Source organism: Micromonospora sp. WMMA2032 (assembly GCF_002688545.1).
Classification (GTDB): Bacteria; Actinomycetota; Actinomycetes; order Mycobacteriales; family Micromonosporaceae; genus Micromonospora; species Micromonospora sediminicola.
In genome coordinates this window covers 2,810,269-2,829,752 of sequence record NZ_CP024052.1, presented here as the reverse complement: position 1 = coordinate 2,829,752, position 19,484 = coordinate 2,810,269, and the positions used below count along the sequence as shown (strand labels likewise).

Here is a 19,484-nt window from a genome sequence, read left to right as displayed (position 1 = left end):
ACCGGCCCGTCGCGGGCCGGGCCAGCGTACCGGCCGCGCCGGCCCGGGGACACGCCGGGCGGACCCGGACGACCCCGGCGCGTGTCGGTGTGCGCCAGTAGGCTTCCCGACGTGCTGGACACCCTCGACGCCGCCGCGGTGCGCCGCTGGTGCGCGAGCGGCCTCGCCACGCTCCAGCGCCACCAGGGCGAGATCGACGGCCTCAACGTCTACCCGGTGCCCGACGGCGACACCGGCACCAACCTGGTGCTGACGCTCACCTCGGCCCAGCAGGCCCTGGCCATGGACCTCGGCACCCTGCCCGACGACGGGCACACCCCGCACGGGCACGCGCTGCGGTTGATGGCCCGGGGCGCCCTGCTCGGCGCGCGGGGCAACTCCGGGGTGATCGTGTCGCAGATCCTGCGCGGCCTCGCCGACGCGCTCGCCGCCGCGCCGGCGGTCCGGGGCCGGCAGCTCGCCGCCGGGCTGGCCGACGCCACCGCCGCCGCCTACGCCGCGGTCGCCCGGCCGGTCGAGGGCACCCTGCTCAGCGTGGTCGCGGCGGCGGCCCGGGCGGCCGAGCGGGCGGACAGCGACGACCTGCGGACGGTGGCCCGGGCCGCCGCCGAGGCCGCCGCCCACGCGCTGGCCCGCACCCCTGAGCAACTGCCGGAGCTGGCCCGCGCCGGCGTGGTCGACGCCGGCGGGCGCGGGCTGTGCCTGCTGCTCGACGCGCTGGTCGAGGTGATCACCGGGGAGAGCCCCGGCCAGCCGGCTTCCGCGCCGCCCGTCCGCCGCCCGGCCGCCACCGCCGCGCGGGAGACCGGCTCCGACGCGTACGCCTACGAGGTGCAGTACCTGCTCGACGCCACCGACGAGGCGGTGACCCGGCTGCGCGCCGAGCTGGCCGCGCTCGGCGACTCGCTGGCGGTCGTCGGCGACGGCTCGGGCACCTGGAACGTGCACGTGCACGTCAACGACGTCGGTGCGGCGGTCGAGGCGGGCGTGGTCGCCGGCCGGCCGCACCGGATCACCGTGACCCGGTTCGCCGACCAGACCGCCCCGGCGCCCGCGCCGGCGGTGGCCCGGCCCGACGGCCGGGCCGCCGTGGTGGTGGCCACCGGCGCCGGCATCGCCGAGCTGTTCGCCGCCGAGGGCGCCGTCGTCGTGCCGGCCAACCCGTCCACCGGCGAGCTGCTCGACGCGATCCGGGCCACCGGCGCGGCCCGGGTGGTGGTGCTGCCGAACGACCCCAACACCCAGTCGGTGGCGAGCGCGGCGGCCAAGGAGGCGCACGGCCTCGGCGTCAAGGTCAGCGTGGTGCCCACCCGCTCCCCGGTGCAGGCGCTCGCGGCGCTCGCCGTCCGCGACCCGAAGCGGCGTTTCGAGGACGACGTGATCGCGATGGCCGAGGCGGCCGGCGCGTGCCGCTACGCCGAGGTCTGCCACGCCGGCCGGGAGGCGCTCACCGTCGCCGGACCGTGCCGCCCGGGTGACGTGCTGGCCCTGGTCGAGGGCGAGGTGCACCTGATCGGGCAGGATCTCACCGACACCTGCACCGCCGTGGTCGACCGGATGCTCGGTGGCGGCGGGGAGCTGGTCACCCTGCTCTGCGGGGCGGACGCCCCGGCCGGGCTGGCCGACCGGGTGCGCGCGCACGTCGAGCGGTCCTGGCCGTTCGTCGAGGTGCAGGCGTACGAGGGCGGGCAGCCGCACTATCCGCTCCTGGTGGGGGTCGAATGACGAGCGAACCGACCACGGTGGACACGCCGTTGAAGAAGCTGGTCGGCGAGCGCACCGCGAAGGCGCTGGCCGGCCACCTCGACCTGCACACCGCCGGCGACCTGATCTACCACTTCCCGCGCCGCTACGACGAGCGCGGCGAGCACACCGACATCCGCTCGCTGGACGTGGGGGAGCAGGTCACCGTGCTCGCCCAGGTGCAGCGCACCGCCGTGCGGCCGATGCGGCAGCGGCGGGGCAACCTGCTGGAGGTCACCGTCGGCGACGGCTCCGGCGGCGTGCTCACCTGCACCTTCTTCGGCAACCAGGCGTGGCGGGAGCGGGAGCTGCGCCCGGGGCGGTGGGGGCTGTTCGCCGGCAAGGTGACCGAGTTCCGCGGCAAGCGGCAGCTCAACGGCCCGGAATACGTCCTGCTCGGCGAGGGCGGTGAGGGTGAGGCGGCGGCCAACGAGGAGGTCGAGGAGTTCGCCGGGGCGCTGATCCCGGTCTACCCGGCCGCGGCGGCGGTGCCGACCTGGGTGATCGCCCGCTGCGTCCGGGTGGTGCTGGACACGTTCACCCCGCCGGAGGACCCGCTGCCGGCCACCGTGCGGGCCACCCGCAACCTGGCCGACATCGGCACCGCCCTGCGGGAGATCCACCGTCCGTCCAGCAAGGAGGCGCTCTACCGGGCCCGCCGGCGGCTGAAGTGGGACGAGGCCTTCGCCGTGCAGCTCACCCTGGTGCAGCGCAAGCACCGGGCGGCGGCGTCGCCGGCCCGGGCCCGGCCGGCGAGGGCCGGTGGCCTGCTCGACGCGTTCGACGCCCGGCTGCCCTACGAGCTGACCTCCGGCCAGCAGGTCGTCGGGCGGGAGATCGCCGCCGACCTGGCCACCGCGCACCCGATGCACCGGCTGCTCCAGGGCGAGGTGGGCTCCGGCAAGACGGTGGTGGCGCTGCGCGCCATGCTCCAGGTGGTCGACGCCGGCGGGCAGGCCGCGTTGCTCGCGCCGACCGAGGTGCTCGCCGCGCAGCACCACCGGGGCATCCTCGACCTGCTCGGCCCGCTCGGCCGGGCCGGTGAGCTGGACGCCGCCGACGACGCCACCCGGGTGGAGCTGGTCACCGGCTCGCTGGGCGCGGCGGCGCGGCGGCGGGCGCTGGCCGAGGTGGCGCAGGGGCGGGCCGGCATCGTGCTGGGCACCCACGCGCTGCTCTACGAGGGGGTCGACTTCGCCGACCTGGGCCTGGTGGTGGTCGACGAGCAGCACCGCTTCGGGGTGGAGCAGCGGGACGCGCTGCGGGCCAAGGCCGAGCAGCCGCCGCACGTGCTGGTGATGACGGCCACCCCGATCCCGCGCACGGTCGCCATGACGGTCTACGGCGACCTGGAGACCTCCACGCTGTCCCAGTTGCCGCAGGGCCGGTCGCCGATCGCCTCGCACGTGGTCCCGGCCGCCGAGAAGCCGGCCTTCCTCGACCGGGCCTGGCGCCGGCTGCGCGAGGAGGTCGCCAAGGGCCACCAGGCGTACGTGGTGTGCCCGCGGATCGGAGAGGGGCCGGTCTCCGACGAGGAGGCGCCGCGGGAGGACGACAACGGCCGCCGGCCGCCGCTGGCGGTGACCGAGGTGGCCCCGCTGCTCGCCGAGGGGCCGTTGCACGGGCTGCGGATCGGGGTGCTGCACGGCCGGTTGCCGGCCGACGAGAAGGACGCGGTGATGCGCGCGTTCGCCGACGGCGACCTGGACGTGCTGGTCGCGACCACGGTGGTGGAGGTGGGCGTCAACGTGCCCAACGCGACCGTGATGATCGTGCTGGACGCCGACCGGTTCGGTGTCTCCCAGCTGCACCAGCTGCGCGGCCGGGTGGGCCGGGGTTCGGCGGCCGGGCTGTGCCTGCTGGTCAGCGAGGCGGCCGAGGGGTCGTCGGCGCGGGAGCGACTGGACGCGGTCGCCTCCACCACCGACGGGTTCAAGCTGGCCGAGCTCGACCTGGAGCAGCGCCGGGAGGGCGACGTGCTCGGCGCCACCCAGTCCGGCCGGCGCTCCCACCTGCGGCTGCTCTCGCTGCTGCGGGACACCGACCTGATCCGGGACGCGCGGGCCGAGGCGATCGAGCTGGTCGGGGACGACCCGGAGCTGGCCCGGCACCCGGCGCTGGCCGCCTCGGTCGCCGCCCTGGTCGACGAGGAACGGGCCGAATACCTGGAGAAGGGCTGACGCCCGAGCGCGGGTCACGGGGCTGCGGCACGCGGGCCGCGTGCCTAGGCTCGCGCAGATGTCGACACCATCACTCGAACGCGGTGTGCTGCTGCTGACCCGGGGTGACGAACTCCTGGTGGACCGGGTCGTCGGGGCTGCCGACGAGACGTCCGGCCGACCGTGCACCCCGGCGACGCGGTTCCAGATCGCCTCGATCAGCAAGCAGATGGCCGCCGCGGCGGTGCTGCTGCTCGCCGAGCGCGGCGTGTGGCGCCTGACCGATCCGGTCGTGCGGTGGCTGCCCGACCCGCCGTCGGCATGGTCCGGCATGACGCTGCACCACCTGCTCACCCACACCTCGGGCCTGGGCCACTGGGAGGAGTACCCGGCGGTCGACATCTGCGGGCCGGCCGAGCCGGACGAACTGCTCGGCCGGTTCGCCGCGGTGCCGCCGCTGTTCCCGCCCGGGGCCGGGTGGCACTACAGCAGCCCGGGCTACGTGCTGCTGGCCCGCGCGGTCGAGCGGGCCGCCGACCGGCCGTACGCCGGGTTCCTCGCCGAGGAGGTCTTCGCGCCGTTGGGGATGACCGGCAGCTTCGCCGGCGCGGGTGACGGGCGGCCGGACCTGGCGGTCGGACACGAGGGCAGCCGGACCGTGCCGTCCTGGGACCTGGCGACGGTGAGCATGGGCGCGGGTGACGTCTGGTGCACCGCGGCGGACCTGCTGACCTGGCTGGACGTGCCGCGCCGCAACCGGTTGCTCACCCCGGCCTCGGTGGCGGCCATGACCGCGCCGCACGCGCCCACCGGCCGGCCCGGCGAGGCGTACGGGTACGGGTGGTTCGTCGGCCCGCTGGCCGGCCGGCGGGCGGTCCACCACTCCGGGGACAACGGGGGCTACAAGGCGTTCGCGGCCTGGCTGCCCGACTCCGACCAGCGGCTCGTGCTGCTGGCCAACCAGGCCGAGGTCGACCCGGCCGCCGTCACGTCGCTGCTCGGGGCCGCGTGATCCCACCGCGCGGGCGGCACCGGCGCGGCGTACGACGAGGGCGCGCCGACCTGCTGGTCGACGCGCCCTCGGACCGGACGGATCAGGCGGTGAAGCGCACCTTGCGTCGACGCGCCACCACGAACAGGACCGCGCCCGCGACCAGCAGCGCGACGGCGCCGGCCACGATGCCGCCGGTCGCCGCACCGGTCAGCGGCAGGGTCGGGCCCTCCGGCTGGCCGCCGCCGGCACCGGGCGTGCAGGTCTTCGGCTTCTCCCAGGCGATCGGCTCGGTGTCGTCGAGGCCCTCGGCCGCCGGCGTCACCTTCAGGCCCTCGAACGCCTTGAACGCCACGGTCTTGGTCTCACCCGGCTGCACGACGAGCTTCTTCGCGTCGCCCTTGTTGGGGGTGAAGGTGATCTCGACGGTCTTGCCGTCCTTCGGGTTCTCCACCTGGAAGATCAGCTCGTCGCAGGTGGACTGGTAGCTGCCCGACGGCTCGCCCGGCTCGACGCAGTCCTTGGCCTCGCTCGGCTTGTCGTCGAAGAGGGGCTGCTTCTGGGCGGCCTCGGTGACCGTGATGCGGGCCGCGTTCTTCGCCGGGACGCGGATCGACAGGCTCTTGCCCGGCGCTACCTCGGCGGTCTTGGTGAAGTCGCCGCTGCCGGCGACGGTGAAGGAGGCGTCCCTGGTGGCCTCCGCGCCGTTCTCCAGCTTCACCGCGACGTCGCCGGTGCAGTCGGAGGTGACCGTGGCGGTCGGGTTGGCCTTGGCCGGCGGGGGCGTGACCACCTTGTCGCAGCTTTCGCTGAACCGGATGGTCGCGCTCTTGTCGTCGTTCTCCTTCCAGGTGTTGTCCCACTGGGCGCGGACGGTCAGCGACGCCCGGGTCACGTCGCCCGCGAGGCGGGCGGTGCCGACCAGCGGCTCGGACACCTGGTACGGGTAGGAGTCCCCGTCGGTGGTCCGGATGCCCTCGATGGTGAAGGGCGTGGCGACCTCACCCTTGTTGCTGGTGGCCTCGGCCTTGGTGAGCCGGTAGGTGTCCACGCCGCCCGGCGCGTAGGTGCGGACGGTCCACGTCGTGACCCACTCGCCCTTGGCGGTGTCGCACTCGGCGGTGACCTTGACTTCGCTGTGGTGGGCGCTGGCCGGGGCTGCCGCTACCGCGACGCCCGCGAGGCCGACCAGCGCACCGGCGGCGACCGCGAGGGCGCGCCGGAGGTGGAGACGGTTCACGTCTTCTCCTGGTGAGGGGAGGATGGGAGAGGGATGCGGCGGACGGACCGGAGCCACGCGTCCGCACGACAATCGGGCAGACCCTAGCGAGATCGACACGACGGGCGTTACCGCGATCGACGGGTCGTAAAGGGTCCGTTATGAAGTTGAGATCATTGATGTACGTCGGGTCACGAGGCGGTGCACCGGGTGCTCCGCCGGGCCGTTCTGGGCGTCGCGTAGCGTCGGGGCATGCGCAGGGAGCGACGGTGACCCGGATCGTGGCGGGCACGCTCGGCGGGCGGCGGATCGCCGCGCCGCCCGGTGCCGGCACCCGGCCGACCTCGGACCGGGTGCGGGAGGCGCTGTTCAGCGCGGTGCAGGCCGATCTCGACCTGGACGGGGCGCGCTTCGCGGACCTCTACGCCGGCTCCGGCGCGGTCGGTCTGGAGGCGCTGTCCCGGGGGCGGCGCACGTGTTGCTGGTGGAGTCCGAGGCCCGGGCCGCCCGGGTCGTCCGGGAGAACATCGCCGCCCTGCGGGCCGCCCCGGCCGCCCGGCTGGTCACCGGCAAGGTGGCCGCCGTGCTCGCCGCCGGGCCGGACGACGGGCCGTACGACGTGGTCTTCGCCGATCCCCCGTACGCGGTGCCGGGCGCGGAGATCACCGCGATGCTGGCCGCGCTGGTCGACGGCGGCTGGCTGGCCCCGGACGCGCTGGTGATCGTCGAGCGGTCCAGCCGTTCCGGCCCGGTCGAGTGGGTGGAGGGCGTCACGCCGGAGCGCAGTCGCCGCTACGGCGAGACCACCCTTTGGTACGGTCGCCGATCATGAGACGTGCGGTCTGCCCGGGCTCGTTCGACCCGGTCACCAACGGTCACCTCGACATCATCGGCCGGGCCAGCCGGCTCTTCGACGAGGTGATCGTCGGCGTGCTGGTCAACCAGTCGAAGCAGGGGTTGTTCACGGTCGAGGAGCGGATCAAGATGCTCCGCGAGGTGACCTCCTCGTATGACAACGTGCGGGTGGAGTCGTTCCGCGGCCTGCTCGTCGACTTCTGCCGGGACCAGCAGGCGAGCGTGCTGATCAAGGGCCTGCGCGCGGTCAGCGACTTCGACTACGAGTTGCAGATGGCCCAGATGAACATCGGCCTGGCCGGGGTGGAGACGCTCTTCATGCCGACCAATCCGCTCTACTCGTTCCTCTCCTCCAGCCTGGTCAAGGACGTGGCGAAGTGGGGTGGCGACATCTCCGCCCACGTCCCCGACCTGGTCCGCGACCAACTCCAGACCCGCCTCCGCCCCTGACCCCCCACCCACCCCCACCCCCACCCCCCATCCCGCCGATCTTGCAGTTGCGGCCCGGTTCTCGTCCTTTCCGCGAGGAATGCCGGGGCGGAAAGTGCAAGATCGACGGGAGTCGAGGGGTGGGGCGACGCGCCGGGTGGGGGCGGGTGGGGCGGCGGTGGCCGGCGCGCGACATGATGTGTGCAGCGCCGAAACCGGGCGCAGGCCGCATCATGGAGGGCGGCCGACGAAGACAGGAGTGAGGTACCGGTGGACCCGCTCGATCGCATCGACGAACTGATCGCCATGGTGGAGCAGGCCCGCTCCGTCCCGATGTCGCGCAACAACTGCATGGTCGACCGCGGCGAGATGATCGCCGCGCTGGACGAGTTGCGCGTCGAGCTTCCCGCGGACCTGCGTCGGGCCGCCGCGCTCCTGGAGGAGCGGGACAAGATCATGGAGGCCGGCAAGCGGGAGGCCGACCGGATCATCAGCGAGGGTGAGGCGGAACACGCCCGGCTGGTCTCGGTGAACGAGATCACCGTCTCGGCGGAGCACGAGGGCGCCCGGATCATCGCCGAGGCGCGGGCCGAGGCGCAGCGCCTCCGCGAGGAGGTGGACGACTACGTCGACACCGCGCTGGCCAACTTCGAGCAGTTCCTCACCCGGGCGCTGGCCTCGATAGAGCGTGGCCGGGACAAGATGCACGCGCTGCGCGAGATCGGCACCTTCGCGGGGGACGAGGCGGAGCGCCCGCTACCCTTCTAGGACCACGCGCGGGCCGGTCGCCGACAGCCGGCCGCCGTCGGGTGCGCCCCCGGTTCGACGGTCCGCCCGTCTCCCAGGTAACCTTTTTTGTCGGCCTCTCACCGGCCGGAGTCTGACTATGCCCAAACACTCGCCACGCTCACTCGACCCCAGGTCGCCGCTGGTCCTCGACACGAGGGACCTGCCGCGTCGGCCTGGCGCGTTGCGTACGCACAAGCGGGTCGTGCCGGCACCGGCGGACCTCGGCGTGGAGTTGATCGGCGTGCCGGAGGGCGCGGACCTCGACCTCGACCTGAGGCTGGAGTCGGTGTCCGAGGGCGTGCTCGTCTCCGGGACCATCTCCGGTCCCGTCAAGGGCGAGTGCGGCCGCTGCCTGCGCGAGATCGACGACTCGGTGGTCGTGAACGTCCAGGAGCTGTACGCGTACGAGAACAGCGCCACGGACACCACGACCGACGAGGACGAGGTGGGCCGGATGCAGGACGATCTGATCGACCTGGAGCCGGCGCTGCGGGACGCGGTGGTGCTCATGCTGCCGACGAACCCGCTCTGCCGGGAGGACTGCCCAGGCCTGTGCCCCGAGTGTGGGGTGCACTGGGACGATCTGCCGGCCGACCACAGTCACCAGCAGATCGACCCGCGTTGGGCGGGCCTGTCGCAACTGACCCGTACAGAGGAGTAAGAACCGTGGCCGTCCCCAAGCGCAAGATGTCGCGCAGCAACACCCGCGCCCGCCGGGCGAACTGGAAGGCCTCGGTGGTGGCGACCGTGGCCTGCCCGCAGTGCAAGTCGCCGAAGCTGCCGCACGCCGCCTGCTCCGTCTGCGGCACCTACAACGGCCGTCAGGTCCTCGAGGTCTGACCCGGCCGCCGAGTGACGCCCCCGACCACCGGTCGGGCGGCGCGCGCACCAAGGCTCTCGCCCGGTGCCCCGGCTCCCTCCCACACCGGCCGCTCATCGGCCGGCGTGCCGTCGGAGCCGGGCACCGCGCGGATCGCCGTCGACCTCCTCGGCGGGGACGATGCTCCCGCCGTCGTGGTTGACGGCGCTCTGCGGGCGTTGCGCGCCGACCCTGACCTGCACCTGCTGCTCGTCGGTCCGACCGAGGTCGCCGACGGGCTGATCGGTGCCCTCGACCCGGCGCAGCGCGCCCGGGTCACGGTCCGCCCGGTGCGGGCCGCCGTCGGCATGGCCGACCATCCCACCGCCGCCCGCGGCGACAGCACCGTGCGCACCGCGGTGCAGGCCGTCCACGACGGGCTCGCCGACGCGGTCGTCTCCGCCGGCTCCACCGGCGCCACCGTCACCGCCGCCGCGCTCGGCCTCGGTCGCTGGACCGGGGTACGCCGACCCGCGCTGGTCGCCACGATCCCCGCCGTCGAGGGACCGGTGGTGCTGCTGGACGTCGGCGGCACGCTCGAACCCGGCCCCGCCACGCTGGCCCGGCACGCCGTCCTCGGCGCCGCCTACGCGGCCGTGGCCCACGCCGTCCACGCCCCCCGGGTGGGGCTGCTCTCCGTCGGCCACGAGGCGGGCAAGGGCGACCGGCTGCGCCGCTCCGCCGACCCCGCGCTCGCCGCCGTGCCGCTGCCCTGCGGCGCCCGCTACGTCGGCCTGGTCGAGGGCTACGACATCTCCCTCGGCGCCCGCGCCGACGTGGTGGTCACCGACGGCTTCACCGGCAACGTCCTGCTCAAGGCCATCGAGGGCGCGTACGCCATGGCCGGCGGACCCCCGACGAACGGCGGTGCGCCCCGCGCGGCCGCGCTGCTCGGGGTGGCCGGCACCGTGGTGGTGTGCCACGGCGCGGCCGGGTCGGACGACGTCGCCTCGGGCATCGCCCTGGCCGCCCACCTCTGGCGTCGCGACGCCGCCGGGACGGTCCGCGCCCTGCTCGCCGAGATCCCGCACGAATCCGCACCTGACCGCAACGACACCGAGGTAGCACCATGACCAACGACAAGCGGCGGCGTGCTCCCGTCGGCCACCTCGAGACGGCCTTCGGGGTGTCGCTCGACCCGGAGCTGCTGGAGCGCGCGTTGACCCACCGCTCGTACGCGTACGAGAACGGCGGGCTGCCCACCAACGAGCGGCTGGAGTTCCTGGGCGACTCGGTCCTCGGCGTGGTGATCACCACGGCGCTCTTCCACAACCACCCGGACCTGCCCGAGGGGCAGTTGGCCAAGCTGCGGGCCAGTGTGGTCAACATGCGCGCCCTGGCCGACGTGGCGCGCGGCCTGGGCCCGGACGGGCTGGGCGCCTACCTGCTGCTCGGCAAGGGCGAGGAGGCCACCGGCGGGCGGGACAAGGCGAGCATCCTCGCCGACACCCTGGAGGCGCTGCTCGGCGCCATCTACCTGCAGTACGGCCTGGACACCGCGGCCATCGTGATCCACCGGCTCTTCGACCCGCTGATGGCCGAGTCGGCCGGGCGGGGCGCGGCGCTGGACTGGAAGACCAGCCTCCAGGAGCTGACCGCCGCGCTGGGGCTGGGCGTGCCGGAGTACCGGATCGAGGGCACCGGGCCGGACCACCTGAAGACGTTCACCGCCTGGGTCGTGGTGGCCGGCAACCGCTACGGCGGCGCGGAGGGGCGCAGCAAGAAGGAGGCCGAGCAGCGGGCCGCCGAGTCGGCCTGGCGGACGCTGACCGAGCAGGCCGAGGCGCGGGCCGCGGCCGAGGCGGAGGTCGCCGAGGCGGAGGTCGCCGACCCGGCGGACGCCGAGGCGGGCGCCGGCCGTGCCTGAGCTGCCCGAGGTGGAGACGGTCCGGCAGGGGCTGGCCCAGTGGGTCGTCGGCCGCCGGATCGCCGCCGTCGAGGTGCGCCACCCCCGCGCGGTACGCCGGCACGCGCCCGGCGGCGCGCACTTCGCCGACGTGCTGGCCGGCCGCACGATCACCGACGTCCGCCGCCGGGGCAAATACCTCTGGCTGCCGCTGGACAGCGGCGACGCGGTGATCGGCCACCTCGGCATGTCCGGGCAGCTGCTGCTGCAACCGGTCGGCGCGGCCGACGAGCTGCACCTGCGGGTGCGGTTCCGGTTCGCCGACGACGGGCCGGAGCTGCGCTTCGTCGACCAGCGCACGTTCGGCGGGCTGTCGGTGTCCGACGGCGGCGCGGAGCTGCCGGCCGAGATCGCGCACATCGCCCGCGACCCGATGGACCCGGAGTTCTCCGACGAGGCGTTCGTGGCGGCGCTGCGCCGCAAGCGCACGGAGGTCAAACGGGCGCTGCTGGACCAGACGCTGATCTCCGGGGTGGGCAACATCTACGCCGACGAGGCGCTCTGGCGGGCGAAGCTGCACGGCGCCCGCCCGGCGGACGCGCTGACCCGTCCGGCGGCGCTGCGGCTGCTCGGCCACGTGCGGGACGTGCTCGGTGAGGCGATCAAGCAGGGCGGCACCAGCTTCGACGAGCTGTACGTCAACGTCAACGGTGAGAGCGGCTACTTCGACCGGTCGCTGAACGCGTACGGCCGGGAGGGGGAGCCCTGCCCGCGCTGCGGCGCGCCGATCCGGCGCGAGGGATTCATGAACCGCTCCTCCTACAGTTGCCCGCGGTGCCAGCCGCGGCCCCGGGGCAGCCTCCGGGGATGACCCCGAGTCGGCTCGGGGTTGCGCCGGTGTGCATCGCCGTCGGGCGCCCGGGGGCGCGCCGGACCGTACCCTGAAATGCCCTTTCCGCCCGATCGGCGCGGCCGGTTCCGACCGTCCGGCCCCACCTTCGGCCATCGGGGAGGAGCCGGGGCCGTTCCCCGATGTCCGGGCCGCGCCCGCTGCCTAGCGTCACCAGAGGTCGGCACGGGGCCGACGTCTGGAGGGGGACCCGGATATGGGCAGGCGACCGGTGACCGTGCGGTTGGCACGGTGGAGTGCGGAGCATCCGTGGCGGGCCATCGCGCTGTGGGTGGTCTTCGTGGCGGTGTGCTTCGTCGGCGGCAACGCCGCCGGGCTGAACGAGGCCACCGACGCCGACCAGGCGATCGGTGAGTTCGGGCAGGCCGAGCTGATCGTGGACAGCGGCGGGTTCCACCAGCCGGCCACCGACAACGTGCTGATCACGGCCCGCTCGGGCGCGCTCGACCCGGCCGCCGCCAAGGCCGCCGCGCAGGACGCGGCGGACCGGCTGCGGCAGGTCGACGGCGTCGCCTCGGTCGGTACGCCGCTGCCGTCGCGCGACGGCAGCGCGCTGCTGGTGCCGATCACCATGGCCGGCGACCCGGAGACCGCGGGGGACCGGGTCCAGCCGCTGCGGGACACCACCGCGCGGGTGCAGGAGGCGCACCCGCAGCTACGGGTGGAGCAGGTCGGCGGCCCGTCCATCGACAAGGCGCTCGACGACACCCTCGGCAAGGACTTCAAGCGGGCGGAGCTGCTCAGCCTGCCGGTGACCCTGGCGATCCTGATCATCGCGTTCGGCGCGCTGATCGCCGCCGGCGTGCCGGTGCTGCTCGCGCTCTCCTCGGTGGCCGCCGCGATGGGGCTCTCCACGCTCGCCTCGCACCTGGTGCCCGCCACCGACACCACGGCCAGCGTCATCCTGCTCATCGGCATGGCGGTCGGCGTGGACTACTCGCTGTTCTACGTGCGGCGGGAACGGGAGGAACGGGCCAAGGGGCGGTCCGGCCTGGACGCGGTGGAGATCGCCGCGGAGACCTCCGGGCACGCCGTGGTGGTCTCCGGCACCGCCGTGATCATCTCCATGGGCGGCCTGCTGCTGGCACAGGACGCGATCTTCTCGTCGCTGGCCGTCGGCTCGATCCTGGTGGTGGCGGTCGCGGTGATCGGCTCGCTGACCGTGCTGCCGGCGCTGCTGGCCAAGCTCGGCCGCTGGGTGGACCGGCCCCGGGTGCCGTTGCTGTGGCGGCTCACCGCCCCGCGTACCGGGCGGCACGGGCAGCCCGCCGCGCCCCGGTTCTGGCCGGCCGTGCTGCGGCCCGCGCTGCGCGCCCCGGTGGCCACGCTGCTGGTCTCGGTCGCCCTGCTGCTCGCCCTGGCCGCGCCGGCGCTCGGCATGAAGCTGAAGTTCCCCGGCGCGGAGGACGTGCCCCGCACCACCGCCGCGATGCAGGCGTACGACCGGCTCACCGCCGCGTACCCGAGCAACGGCACCAACCACACGGTGGCCGTGCGGGCACCCGCCGACCAGGCCGACCGGGTGCGCGCCGCGCTGACCGGCCTCGCCGGCCGGACCGCCGCCGACCCGCTCTTCGCGCCGGCCGAGGGGGACGGCCCGGAGATCAGGGTGTCGGCGGACCGGCGGGTGTCGGTGCTGGACGTGGCCACCCCTTACGCCAGCCGGTCCGCCGAGGCGTCCCGGTCCCTGCACGAGCTGCGCGACGACCTGGTCCCGGCCGCGCTGGGCGGCATCCCCGGAGTGGAGTACGCGGTCGGCGGCGGGGTGGCCGCCAGCGAGGACTACGCCGACCACATCTGGGCGAAGCTGCCGGTGGTCGCGGCGTTCGTGCTGGCCTTGACGTTCCTGGTGATGGCGTGGACGTTCCGGTCGGTGGTGGTGGCGCTCACCTCGATCCTGCTGAACCTGCTCTCCGCCGGCGCCGCGTACGGGCTGCTGGTGCTGGTCTTCCAGGGGGAGTGGGCGGAGGGGCTGCTCGGCTTCACCTCGATGGACGCGATCGTCACCTGGCTGCCGCTGTTCCTGTTCGTGGTGCTGTTCGGGCTGTCGATGGACTACCACGTCTTCGTGGTCAGCCGGATCCGTGAGGCGGTCGACCGCGGGATGCCCAACCGGGAGGCGGTCGCGCACGGAATCACCTCCTCGGCCGGGGTGGTGACCAGCGCGGCGGTCGTGATGGTCGGGGTCTTCTCGATCTTCGCGACGCTCAGCATGATCGACTTCAAGCAGCTCGGCATCGGGCTGGCGGCAGCGATCCTGCTGGACGCCACGATCATCCGGGCGGTGGTGCTGCCGTCGCTGATGACGCTGCTGGGCGACGCGAACTGGTGGGCGCCGCGCTTCCTGCGCCGCAAGCCGACCGTCCCGCCGGCCGAGCCGCCGCCCGCGCCGGCCCCGGAACTGGTCGGCGCCCGCTGAGCCGACCAACCCAGCGCCCCGGCCGGTCTCGGCCGGGGCGCTGTCCCTGGGCCCGCCCCTGCCCGTCGTGGCTCCGCCCCCGTCGTGGCTCCGCCCCCGTCGTGCCTCCAGCCCTTGTCCTGCCTCCCCGTCCTCCGCCCCCAGCCCTCAGTCCCCAGCCAAGCCCTCAGTCTTCGGCCCTGCCCCTGGCCCCTGGCCCCTGGCCCTTGGCTGGCGGCTGGCGGCTGGCGGCTGGCGGTCCTGGCCTTGATTCGGCCTTGGTCCTGGTCGGCTCCGGTCGTTCGCCGACCCGATCTCCGCTTCTCCGGTGCCAGCCGCGAAGGGACATCGGTTTTGGGTGATATACCTCAGAGTCATAATTATGACTCTGAGGTATATCACTCTCTCTTCTTGTCTCTTGTCAGGAGGCCGCGGTGAGTGCCGGCGGCCTCATGATTTCGGCGGCGGTCGGCCGGGACGACTGCCGGGGAGCTGCGGAGAGTGTTGGCCGCCTCGTGATCTTGCCGGGCGTCCGTGAGCCGGGACGGCTGCCGGGGAGTCGCGTAGAGCCGTCTCGTGACCGTGCCGGCCGTCCGTCGCCGGGAGGACGGCCGGGAGGTCACGGCGCTGGGCGGCGGTCGGCCGGGACGGCCGCCGGGAGGTCGCGGGAAGTGTCGGCCGCCTCGTGATCCCGTCGGCGGTCGGACGGCCGGGACCGGCTGCGGGAGTCGCGACCGAGGGCGGGAGCGGACAGGATTAACGCCGCGGGCAGCGGGGCATGTGGGCCGCCATGGACGAACAGCTCACGCCGGCGGCCCGTCGTCGCGCCCCGGCTTCCTCCTCCCCCCGGAGCGCGTCATGAGCACCGACGTGTCGACCGGCACCGTCCGGACCAACGTCCCGGCCCGCCTCGACCGGCTGCCGTGGTCCCGCTGGCACTGGATGATCGTGATCGGTCTGGGCACGGTGTGGATCCTCGACGGCCTCGAGGTGACCATCGTCGGCAACCTCTCCGGCAAGCTGGCCGAGCCCGGCAGCGGCCTGAGCATCACCCAGAGCCAGGTCACCGGCCTCGCCGCCGCCCTCTACGTGGCCGGCGCCTGCACCGGTGCGCTGTTCTTCGGGTGGCTCACCGACCGGTTCGGCCGCAAGAAGCTGTTCCTGCTGACCCTCGGGCTCTACCTGGTCGCCACCGCGCTGACCGCGCTCTCGTTCGACACCTGGTGGTTCTTCCTGTTCCGGTTCCTCACCGGCATGGGCATCGGCGGTGAGTACGCCGCCATCAACTCGGCGATCGACGAGCTGATCCCGGCCCGCCACCGCGGCCGGATCGACATCATCATCAACGGCACGTTCTGGCTCGGCGCCGCGCTCGGCGCGCTGCTGACCGTACCGCTGCTCAACGGCCTGCCGACCAACCTCGGCTGGCGGGTGGCGTTCGGCCTGGGCGCGGTGCTCGGCGTGGTGATCCTGCTGGTCCGCCGGCACGTGCCGGAGAGTCCACGCTGGTTGTTCATCCACGGCCGGGCGGACGAGGCGAACCACCTCGTCGACTCGGTCGAGGCCGAGGTGAAGCGGGAGACCGGCAAGGACCTCGCCGAGGCCGACAACTACATCGAGATCCGGCAGCGCAAGAGCACGAACTTCCTGGAGATCGCCAAGACGCTGTTCCGTCGCTATCCGAAGCGGGCCACGCTGGGCTTCTCGCTCTTCATCGGCCAGGCGTTCCTCTACAACGCGATCACGTTCGGCTTCGCCCAGATCCTGCAGACCTTCTTCGACGTCCCGCCGGGCAACAGCGGCTACTACTTCGCGGTGATCGCGGTCGGCAACCTGCTCGGGCCGCTGCTGCTGGGCCGGCTCTTCGACACCGTCGGTCGGGTGCCGATGATCGCCGGCTCGTACATCGGCTCGGGCGTGCTGCTGCTCGGCACCGCCTGGCTGTTCCACTCCGGTGTACTCACCGCGGTGACCATGACCGCCTGCTGGTGCGTGGTGCTCTTCTTCGCCTCGGCCGGCGCCAGCGCCGCCTACCTGACGGTCAGCGAGATCTTCCCGATGGAGACCCGGGCCATGGCGATCGCGTTCTTCTACGCGATCGGCACCGCCGCCGGCGGCATCACCGGCCCGCTGCTCTTCGCCAAGCTGGTCGGCAGTGGCCAGGTCGGCGACACCGTGCTGGCCTTCGTCATCGGCGCCACCATCATGATCATCGGTGGTCTGGTGGAGCTGGGCCTCGGCGTCAAGGCCGAGGGCAGGTCCCTGGAGGAGCTGGCCACCCCACTCAGCGCCGAGCACCCCGATCTGCCGTCGCAGCGTGGCGCGGGCACGCCCACTCCGGCCACCGGCGCGACCGCCGGCTGACCCCCTCACGGTAGACGCCGCCCCCGCCCACCCCGGCGGGGGCGGCGTCGTGTCACGGCAGCGGGCAGGGCTCCCGCCAGACGTCCAGCCGCCGGTCCTTGCGGATGGACGCGAAGCCGTAGCCGACCGTGGTCACGCAGAAGTCGACCGGGTCGCCGGTGTACTCGACGTGGAACACCGGCTTGTGCGCGTCGGCGAACGGCAGCAGCTTCGCGCACTCGCGCCGGCGTACGCACTCCTGGTTGACCGCGAAGTCGAAGTCGGGGGCCAGCGCGGCCACCTGTGCCAGATCGTCGACCAGGCCGGGGGAGAGGTCGAGCTGCCGGGCCAGCCCGGCCAGGCGGCGGTTGAACAGCAACTGGTCGTCGAAGCCGAGGGGGAAGCCGCTGCGGTGCCGGTAGCCGTCCGCGTCGGCCAGCGCCACCGCGCCGAAGCCCTTGCCCCGGCAGAGGCGGAACCGGTCGGCCAGCACCGGCGCGAGCGAGTCCCACCGCCGGACGTCCAGGAACCGGCTCCCGGCCCGCCCCGGCACCGCCGCGCCGCGCACGGCGGCGGGGAAGCGGGTGGCGTCCGGGTCGCCGGTCGCGTACGTGCCGACGCGGACCTGGCAGACGAGCCGGCGACCCTTGGCCCGCAGGGCGGCGGTCTCGGTCGAGGTGGTGGCGACCGGATCGAGGAGGAAGACGTCGGCGTCGACGGTCACGTCCACCGGCGCGGTCAGCTGCCACTGCCACCGCCACCGGTCAGCCAGCGCCGCCGGCCAGGGGGTGGGGGCGCCGGGCGGGACGGTGATCGGCTCGCGGCACGCCGGGAGCGGGGCGAGGAGCAGCGCGGTCAGCGCCAGCGCCACGCCCCGGCGCGGTCCACGTCGGCGGACGCGGGCCGGCCGGGAGCGCGGCACGGCACACACCGGCCGGATCCGCATCGACAGCTCCCCGGACGCGGGCGGCCCGACGCCGCCCCCGACCGGTCAACGAGCGCCGACCCGGTCACGACGCGACCGCTCAGCGCGGGGTGCCGAAGTCCTGCGTCCAGTACGGTCCGTTGCTGCGCGCCACGCCCACCCCGATCTCGGTGAACGAGCAGTTCAGGATGTTCGCCCGGTGGCCCGGGGAGTTCATCCAGGCGTCCATCACCGCGGCCGGGCTCTGCTGGTTCCAGGCCACGTTCTCGCCGTACGCCCGCCAGGCGTAGCCGGCCCGGTCGAGGCGGGCGCCCACGTCGCTGCCGTCGCTGCCGTCGTGCGACATCTTCTTGTGGTCGGCCTGGTCCTGGCTGTGCCGCTGGGCGGCGAGCGTCAGCTTGGAGTCGACGCTCAGCGCCTTGCAGCCGGCCTTGGCCCGCTCCTGGTTGACCAGGGTGACGACCTGCTGGAGCTCGGCACTGAGGTTGCCCGAGGAAGTGGTGCGGGCGGTGGTGCCGCTCGGCGTGCTGCTGCGCTCCAGCTGCCGCGACGGGGCGGTGGACCGGTTCGGCTTCGGCGTGACCTTCTTCGTCGGACTCGGCTTGACCGTGGTCGGCGAGGCCGAAGGGCTGGCCGAGGGCACGAGCGCGTCAGCCGAGGGCGCGCCCTCGGTCTCCTCGGTCAGCGAGGGGGCCGCGGCCACCGGCGCGTCCGCGGAGGTCCGCTCGGCCGGCCCGTCGCCGCCGGGCAGCAGGACCGCGCCCACGCCCAGGCTCACCACGAGGGTCGCCGCGGCGGCGGCCCCACCGATCACGAACGGACGGCTCAGCCGCCGCCTCGGGCGGTGCCGGCCGTTGTCGTCGGCGGGGGTGTCGGTGACCGGCTGCCAGGCGGCGGTGGGCTGCTCCCAGGCGCCGGCCGGCTGCTCCTCACCGTTCCACCGGTCGCGGGGTGCGGCGTACTGGCCGGTCGGCTCGAACGGCGTGCCCGGGTGGGCCTCCGTGCCGTAACCGGGCTGCGCGGCGGGGCCGTACCCGGGCTGGGCCGCGGGGCCGTATCCGGCATGGGCGGCGGTGCCGTAGCCGGGCTGGGTGGCGGGGCCGTACCCGGGCTGGGCCTGGTCGGCGTACCCCGGCTGCACGGCGGGGCCGTAGCCGGGTCGCACGGTGGTGGGGTCGGCGTCGCCGGGGAAGCCGGTCGGGCCGTGGCCGGCGTCGCCGTAGCGGCCGGCGTCGAGGGTGGGTGGCAGGTGGCTGGCGGGCGGCTGCCCCGGCTCGTCCCCGAAGAGGTACGACGACCGCGGCTCGGGCCGGTCGGAGAGCCACGCCGGACCCTCGTCGGTCGGCGGCTCGGGACGCCGGGAGGCGTCCTCCGGTTCGGTCGGGTCGGTCCAGCGATACACGCCTGTCCCCTCCACGGGTCGGGTTGCGGGCCGGGGTGACGCTACGGGGGCAGTGCGAGCTGCGGCAACGTGGCTAAGAAAGAGTTAAGGCGAACCCGACGGCAAGGGTGAGCCGTTCACACATTCCCGGGCGTACAGTAAAGGCGTCCGGACAGAGCGTGTCCGCGCCTTCTGGCAGCCCCCCGGCGAGTGGACCGGCCGACGTGGAGATGATCTACGGCCTGCGTCAACTTGACGAAGGAGGGGGGTTCGGCTCAATATATAGGTGTCGCCAGTCGCGCCCAGCCATGCCCCGATACACCGGGAATGGCAGCCGCGAACATCATGGGCGCGCGTTGGCCGGCCTTTCCGGCAGCGCATATCAAGGAGTCAGCATGGCGAAGGCCCTCTACGGCCACGTAGGTGCAGCGCCCGACCGGCGTCTGCTCGACGAGGTCACCCGACTGCGTGCCAGGGTTCAGGCACTGGAGTTCGAGATCACGCGTCTGCGCGCCGAGAACGATCGGCTTGCGGCGGCAGCGGCGGAGGCGGACGACCTCCTCCGGCTGGCCGAGCCCGCACTGACCTGATCTCCAGTTGTCGGAAAACTGAATCGCACCACACCGAAAAGCGCGCC

Annotated in this window: 16 protein-coding genes and 1 pseudogene; 14 read left to right on the top strand and 3 right to left on the bottom strand. The window is 74.0% G+C overall.

The features are described from left to right. The first annotated feature begins 111 nt into the window (after nt 1-111). From CO540_RS12470 to CO540_RS12460, 3 genes are read left to right on the top strand one after another with little or no spacing between them, the layout of a single operon-like run. On the top strand, nt 112-1,725 hold the full coding sequence (locus tag CO540_RS12470; RefSeq protein WP_099162166.1) for a DAK2 domain-containing protein: 1,614 nt from the start codon (nt 112-114) through the stop codon (nt 1,723-1,725). Further along, nucleotides 1,722-3,923, top strand: a complete 2,202-nt coding sequence (gene recG / locus CO540_RS12465) for an ATP-dependent DNA helicase RecG (RefSeq protein WP_099162165.1) — start codon at nt 1,722-1,724, stop codon at nt 3,921-3,923. Before CO540_RS12470 ends, recG begins: the two co-directional genes overlap by 4 nt. Before the next feature lie 58 nt (nt 3,924-3,981). After that, entirely contained in the window at nt 3,982-4,914 is a 933-nt protein-coding gene (locus CO540_RS12460) for a serine hydrolase (RefSeq protein WP_099162164.1), read from the top strand. An 82-nt stretch (nt 4,915-4,996) separates the two neighbouring features. Here CO540_RS12460 and CO540_RS12455 read toward each other — a convergent pair whose 3' ends face one another. Next, on the bottom strand, nt 4,997-6,133 hold the full coding sequence (locus tag CO540_RS12455; RefSeq protein ID WP_099162163.1) for an LPXTG cell wall anchor domain-containing protein: 1,137 nt from the start codon (nt 6,131-6,133) through the stop codon (nt 4,997-4,999). A 248-nt stretch (nt 6,134-6,381) separates the two neighbouring features. Between CO540_RS12455 and rsmD the strand changes: the two are divergent. The 10 genes and pseudogenes from rsmD (at nt 6,382) to CO540_RS12405 (ending at nt 16,562) form a co-directional block, all read left to right on the top strand. After that, nucleotides 6,382-6,944 (top strand): annotated as a pseudogene (gene rsmD / locus CO540_RS12450) (16S rRNA (guanine(966)-N(2))-methyltransferase RsmD). Then, entirely contained in the window at nt 6,941-7,417 is a 477-nt protein-coding gene (gene coaD / locus CO540_RS12445) for a pantetheine-phosphate adenylyltransferase (protein WP_099162162.1), read from the top strand. The pseudogene rsmD and the gene coaD overlap by 4 nt, the downstream one beginning before the upstream one ends. A gap of 249 nt (nt 7,418-7,666) precedes the next feature. Continuing rightward, entirely contained in the window at nt 7,667-8,164 is a 498-nt protein-coding gene (locus CO540_RS12440; RefSeq protein ID WP_091580397.1) for a hypothetical protein, read from the top strand. A 118-nt stretch (nt 8,165-8,282) separates the two neighbouring features. Beyond that, a complete protein-coding gene (locus CO540_RS12435; protein WP_091580392.1) occupies nt 8,283-8,846 on the top strand; it encodes a DUF177 domain-containing protein in 564 nt (187 codons plus the stop codon). Nucleotides 8,847-8,851: 5 nt separating this feature from the next. Further along, entirely contained in the window at nt 8,852-9,025 is a 174-nt protein-coding gene (rpmF, locus tag CO540_RS12430) for a 50S ribosomal protein L32 (RefSeq protein ID WP_089156974.1), read from the top strand. A 105-nt stretch (nt 9,026-9,130) separates the two neighbouring features. Then, entirely contained in the window at nt 9,131-10,117 is a 987-nt protein-coding gene (locus tag CO540_RS12425) for a phosphate acyltransferase PlsX (protein ID WP_253866637.1), read from the top strand. Then, complete coding sequence (gene rnc / locus CO540_RS12420; protein WP_091580384.1) at nt 10,114-10,911, top strand: ribonuclease III; 798 nt, start codon at nt 10,114-10,116, stop codon at nt 10,909-10,911. Before CO540_RS12425 ends, rnc begins: the two co-directional genes overlap by 4 nt. Then, a complete protein-coding gene (gene mutM / locus CO540_RS12415) occupies nt 10,904-11,761 on the top strand; it encodes a bifunctional DNA-formamidopyrimidine glycosylase/DNA-(apurinic or apyrimidinic site) lyase (RefSeq protein WP_099162160.1) in 858 nt (285 codons plus the stop codon). The genes rnc and mutM overlap by 8 nt, the downstream gene beginning before the upstream one ends. A 235-nt stretch (nt 11,762-11,996) precedes the next feature. Beyond that, nucleotides 11,997-14,219 carry an MMPL family transporter gene (locus CO540_RS12410; protein WP_099162159.1) on the top strand — a complete coding sequence of 741 codons (2,223 nt, stop codon included), beginning with the start codon at nt 11,997-11,999 and terminating at the stop codon, nt 14,217-14,219. A gap of 837 nt (nt 14,220-15,056) precedes the next feature. Further along, complete coding sequence (locus tag CO540_RS12405) at nt 15,057-16,562, top strand: MFS transporter (RefSeq protein ID WP_099162158.1); 1,506 nt, start codon at nt 15,057-15,059, stop codon at nt 16,560-16,562. A gap of 52 nt (nt 16,563-16,614) precedes the next feature. Here the strand turns inward: CO540_RS12405 and CO540_RS12400 are convergent, their stop codons facing one another. Together CO540_RS12400 and CO540_RS12395 are read right to left on the bottom strand one after the other, a co-directional pair. After that, nucleotides 16,615-17,487, bottom strand: coding sequence for an endo alpha-1,4 polygalactosaminidase (locus CO540_RS12400; protein WP_099162157.1), 873 nt, complete (start codon nt 17,485-17,487; stop codon nt 16,615-16,617). A 79-nt stretch (nt 17,488-17,566) separates the two neighbouring features. Beyond that, on the bottom strand, nt 17,567-18,868 hold the full coding sequence (locus CO540_RS12395; RefSeq protein WP_099162156.1) for a CAP domain-containing protein: 1,302 nt from the start codon (nt 18,866-18,868) through the stop codon (nt 17,567-17,569). 374 nt (nt 18,869-19,242) lie between these two features. On the opposite strand from CO540_RS12395, the gene CO540_RS12390 reads away from it, so the two are divergent. Beyond that, complete coding sequence (locus CO540_RS12390) at nt 19,243-19,437, top strand: hypothetical protein (protein ID WP_089010688.1); 195 nt, start codon at nt 19,243-19,245, stop codon at nt 19,435-19,437. Nucleotides 19,438-19,484 lie beyond the last annotated feature (47 nt).

Bases quoted from the DNA above. Each gene is read 5' to 3' on its own strand.
- CO540_RS12390 (WP_089010688.1), top strand. From the start codon at position 19,243: ATGGCGAAGGCCCTCTACGGCCACGTAGGTGCAGCGCCCGACCGGCGT.
- rnc (WP_091580384.1), top strand. From the start codon at position 10,114: ATGACCAACGACAAGCGGCGGCGTGCTCCCGTCGGCCACCTCGAGACG.
- CO540_RS12400 (WP_099162157.1), bottom strand. From the start codon at position 17,487: ATGCGGATCCGGCCGGTGTGTGCCGTGCCGCGCTCCCGGCCGGCCCGC.
- CO540_RS12410 (WP_099162159.1), top strand. From the start codon at position 11,997: ATGGGCAGGCGACCGGTGACCGTGCGGTTGGCACGGTGGAGTGCGGAG.
- CO540_RS12435 (WP_091580392.1), top strand. From the start codon at position 8,283: ATGCCCAAACACTCGCCACGCTCACTCGACCCCAGGTCGCCGCTGGTC.
- CO540_RS12460 (WP_099162164.1), top strand. From the start codon at position 3,982: ATGTCGACACCATCACTCGAACGCGGTGTGCTGCTGCTGACCCGGGGT.
- coaD (WP_099162162.1), top strand. From the start codon at position 6,941: ATGAGACGTGCGGTCTGCCCGGGCTCGTTCGACCCGGTCACCAACGGT.
- CO540_RS12405 (WP_099162158.1), top strand. From the start codon at position 15,057: ATGAGCACCGACGTGTCGACCGGCACCGTCCGGACCAACGTCCCGGCC.
- recG (WP_099162165.1), top strand. From the start codon at position 1,722: ATGACGAGCGAACCGACCACGGTGGACACGCCGTTGAAGAAGCTGGTC.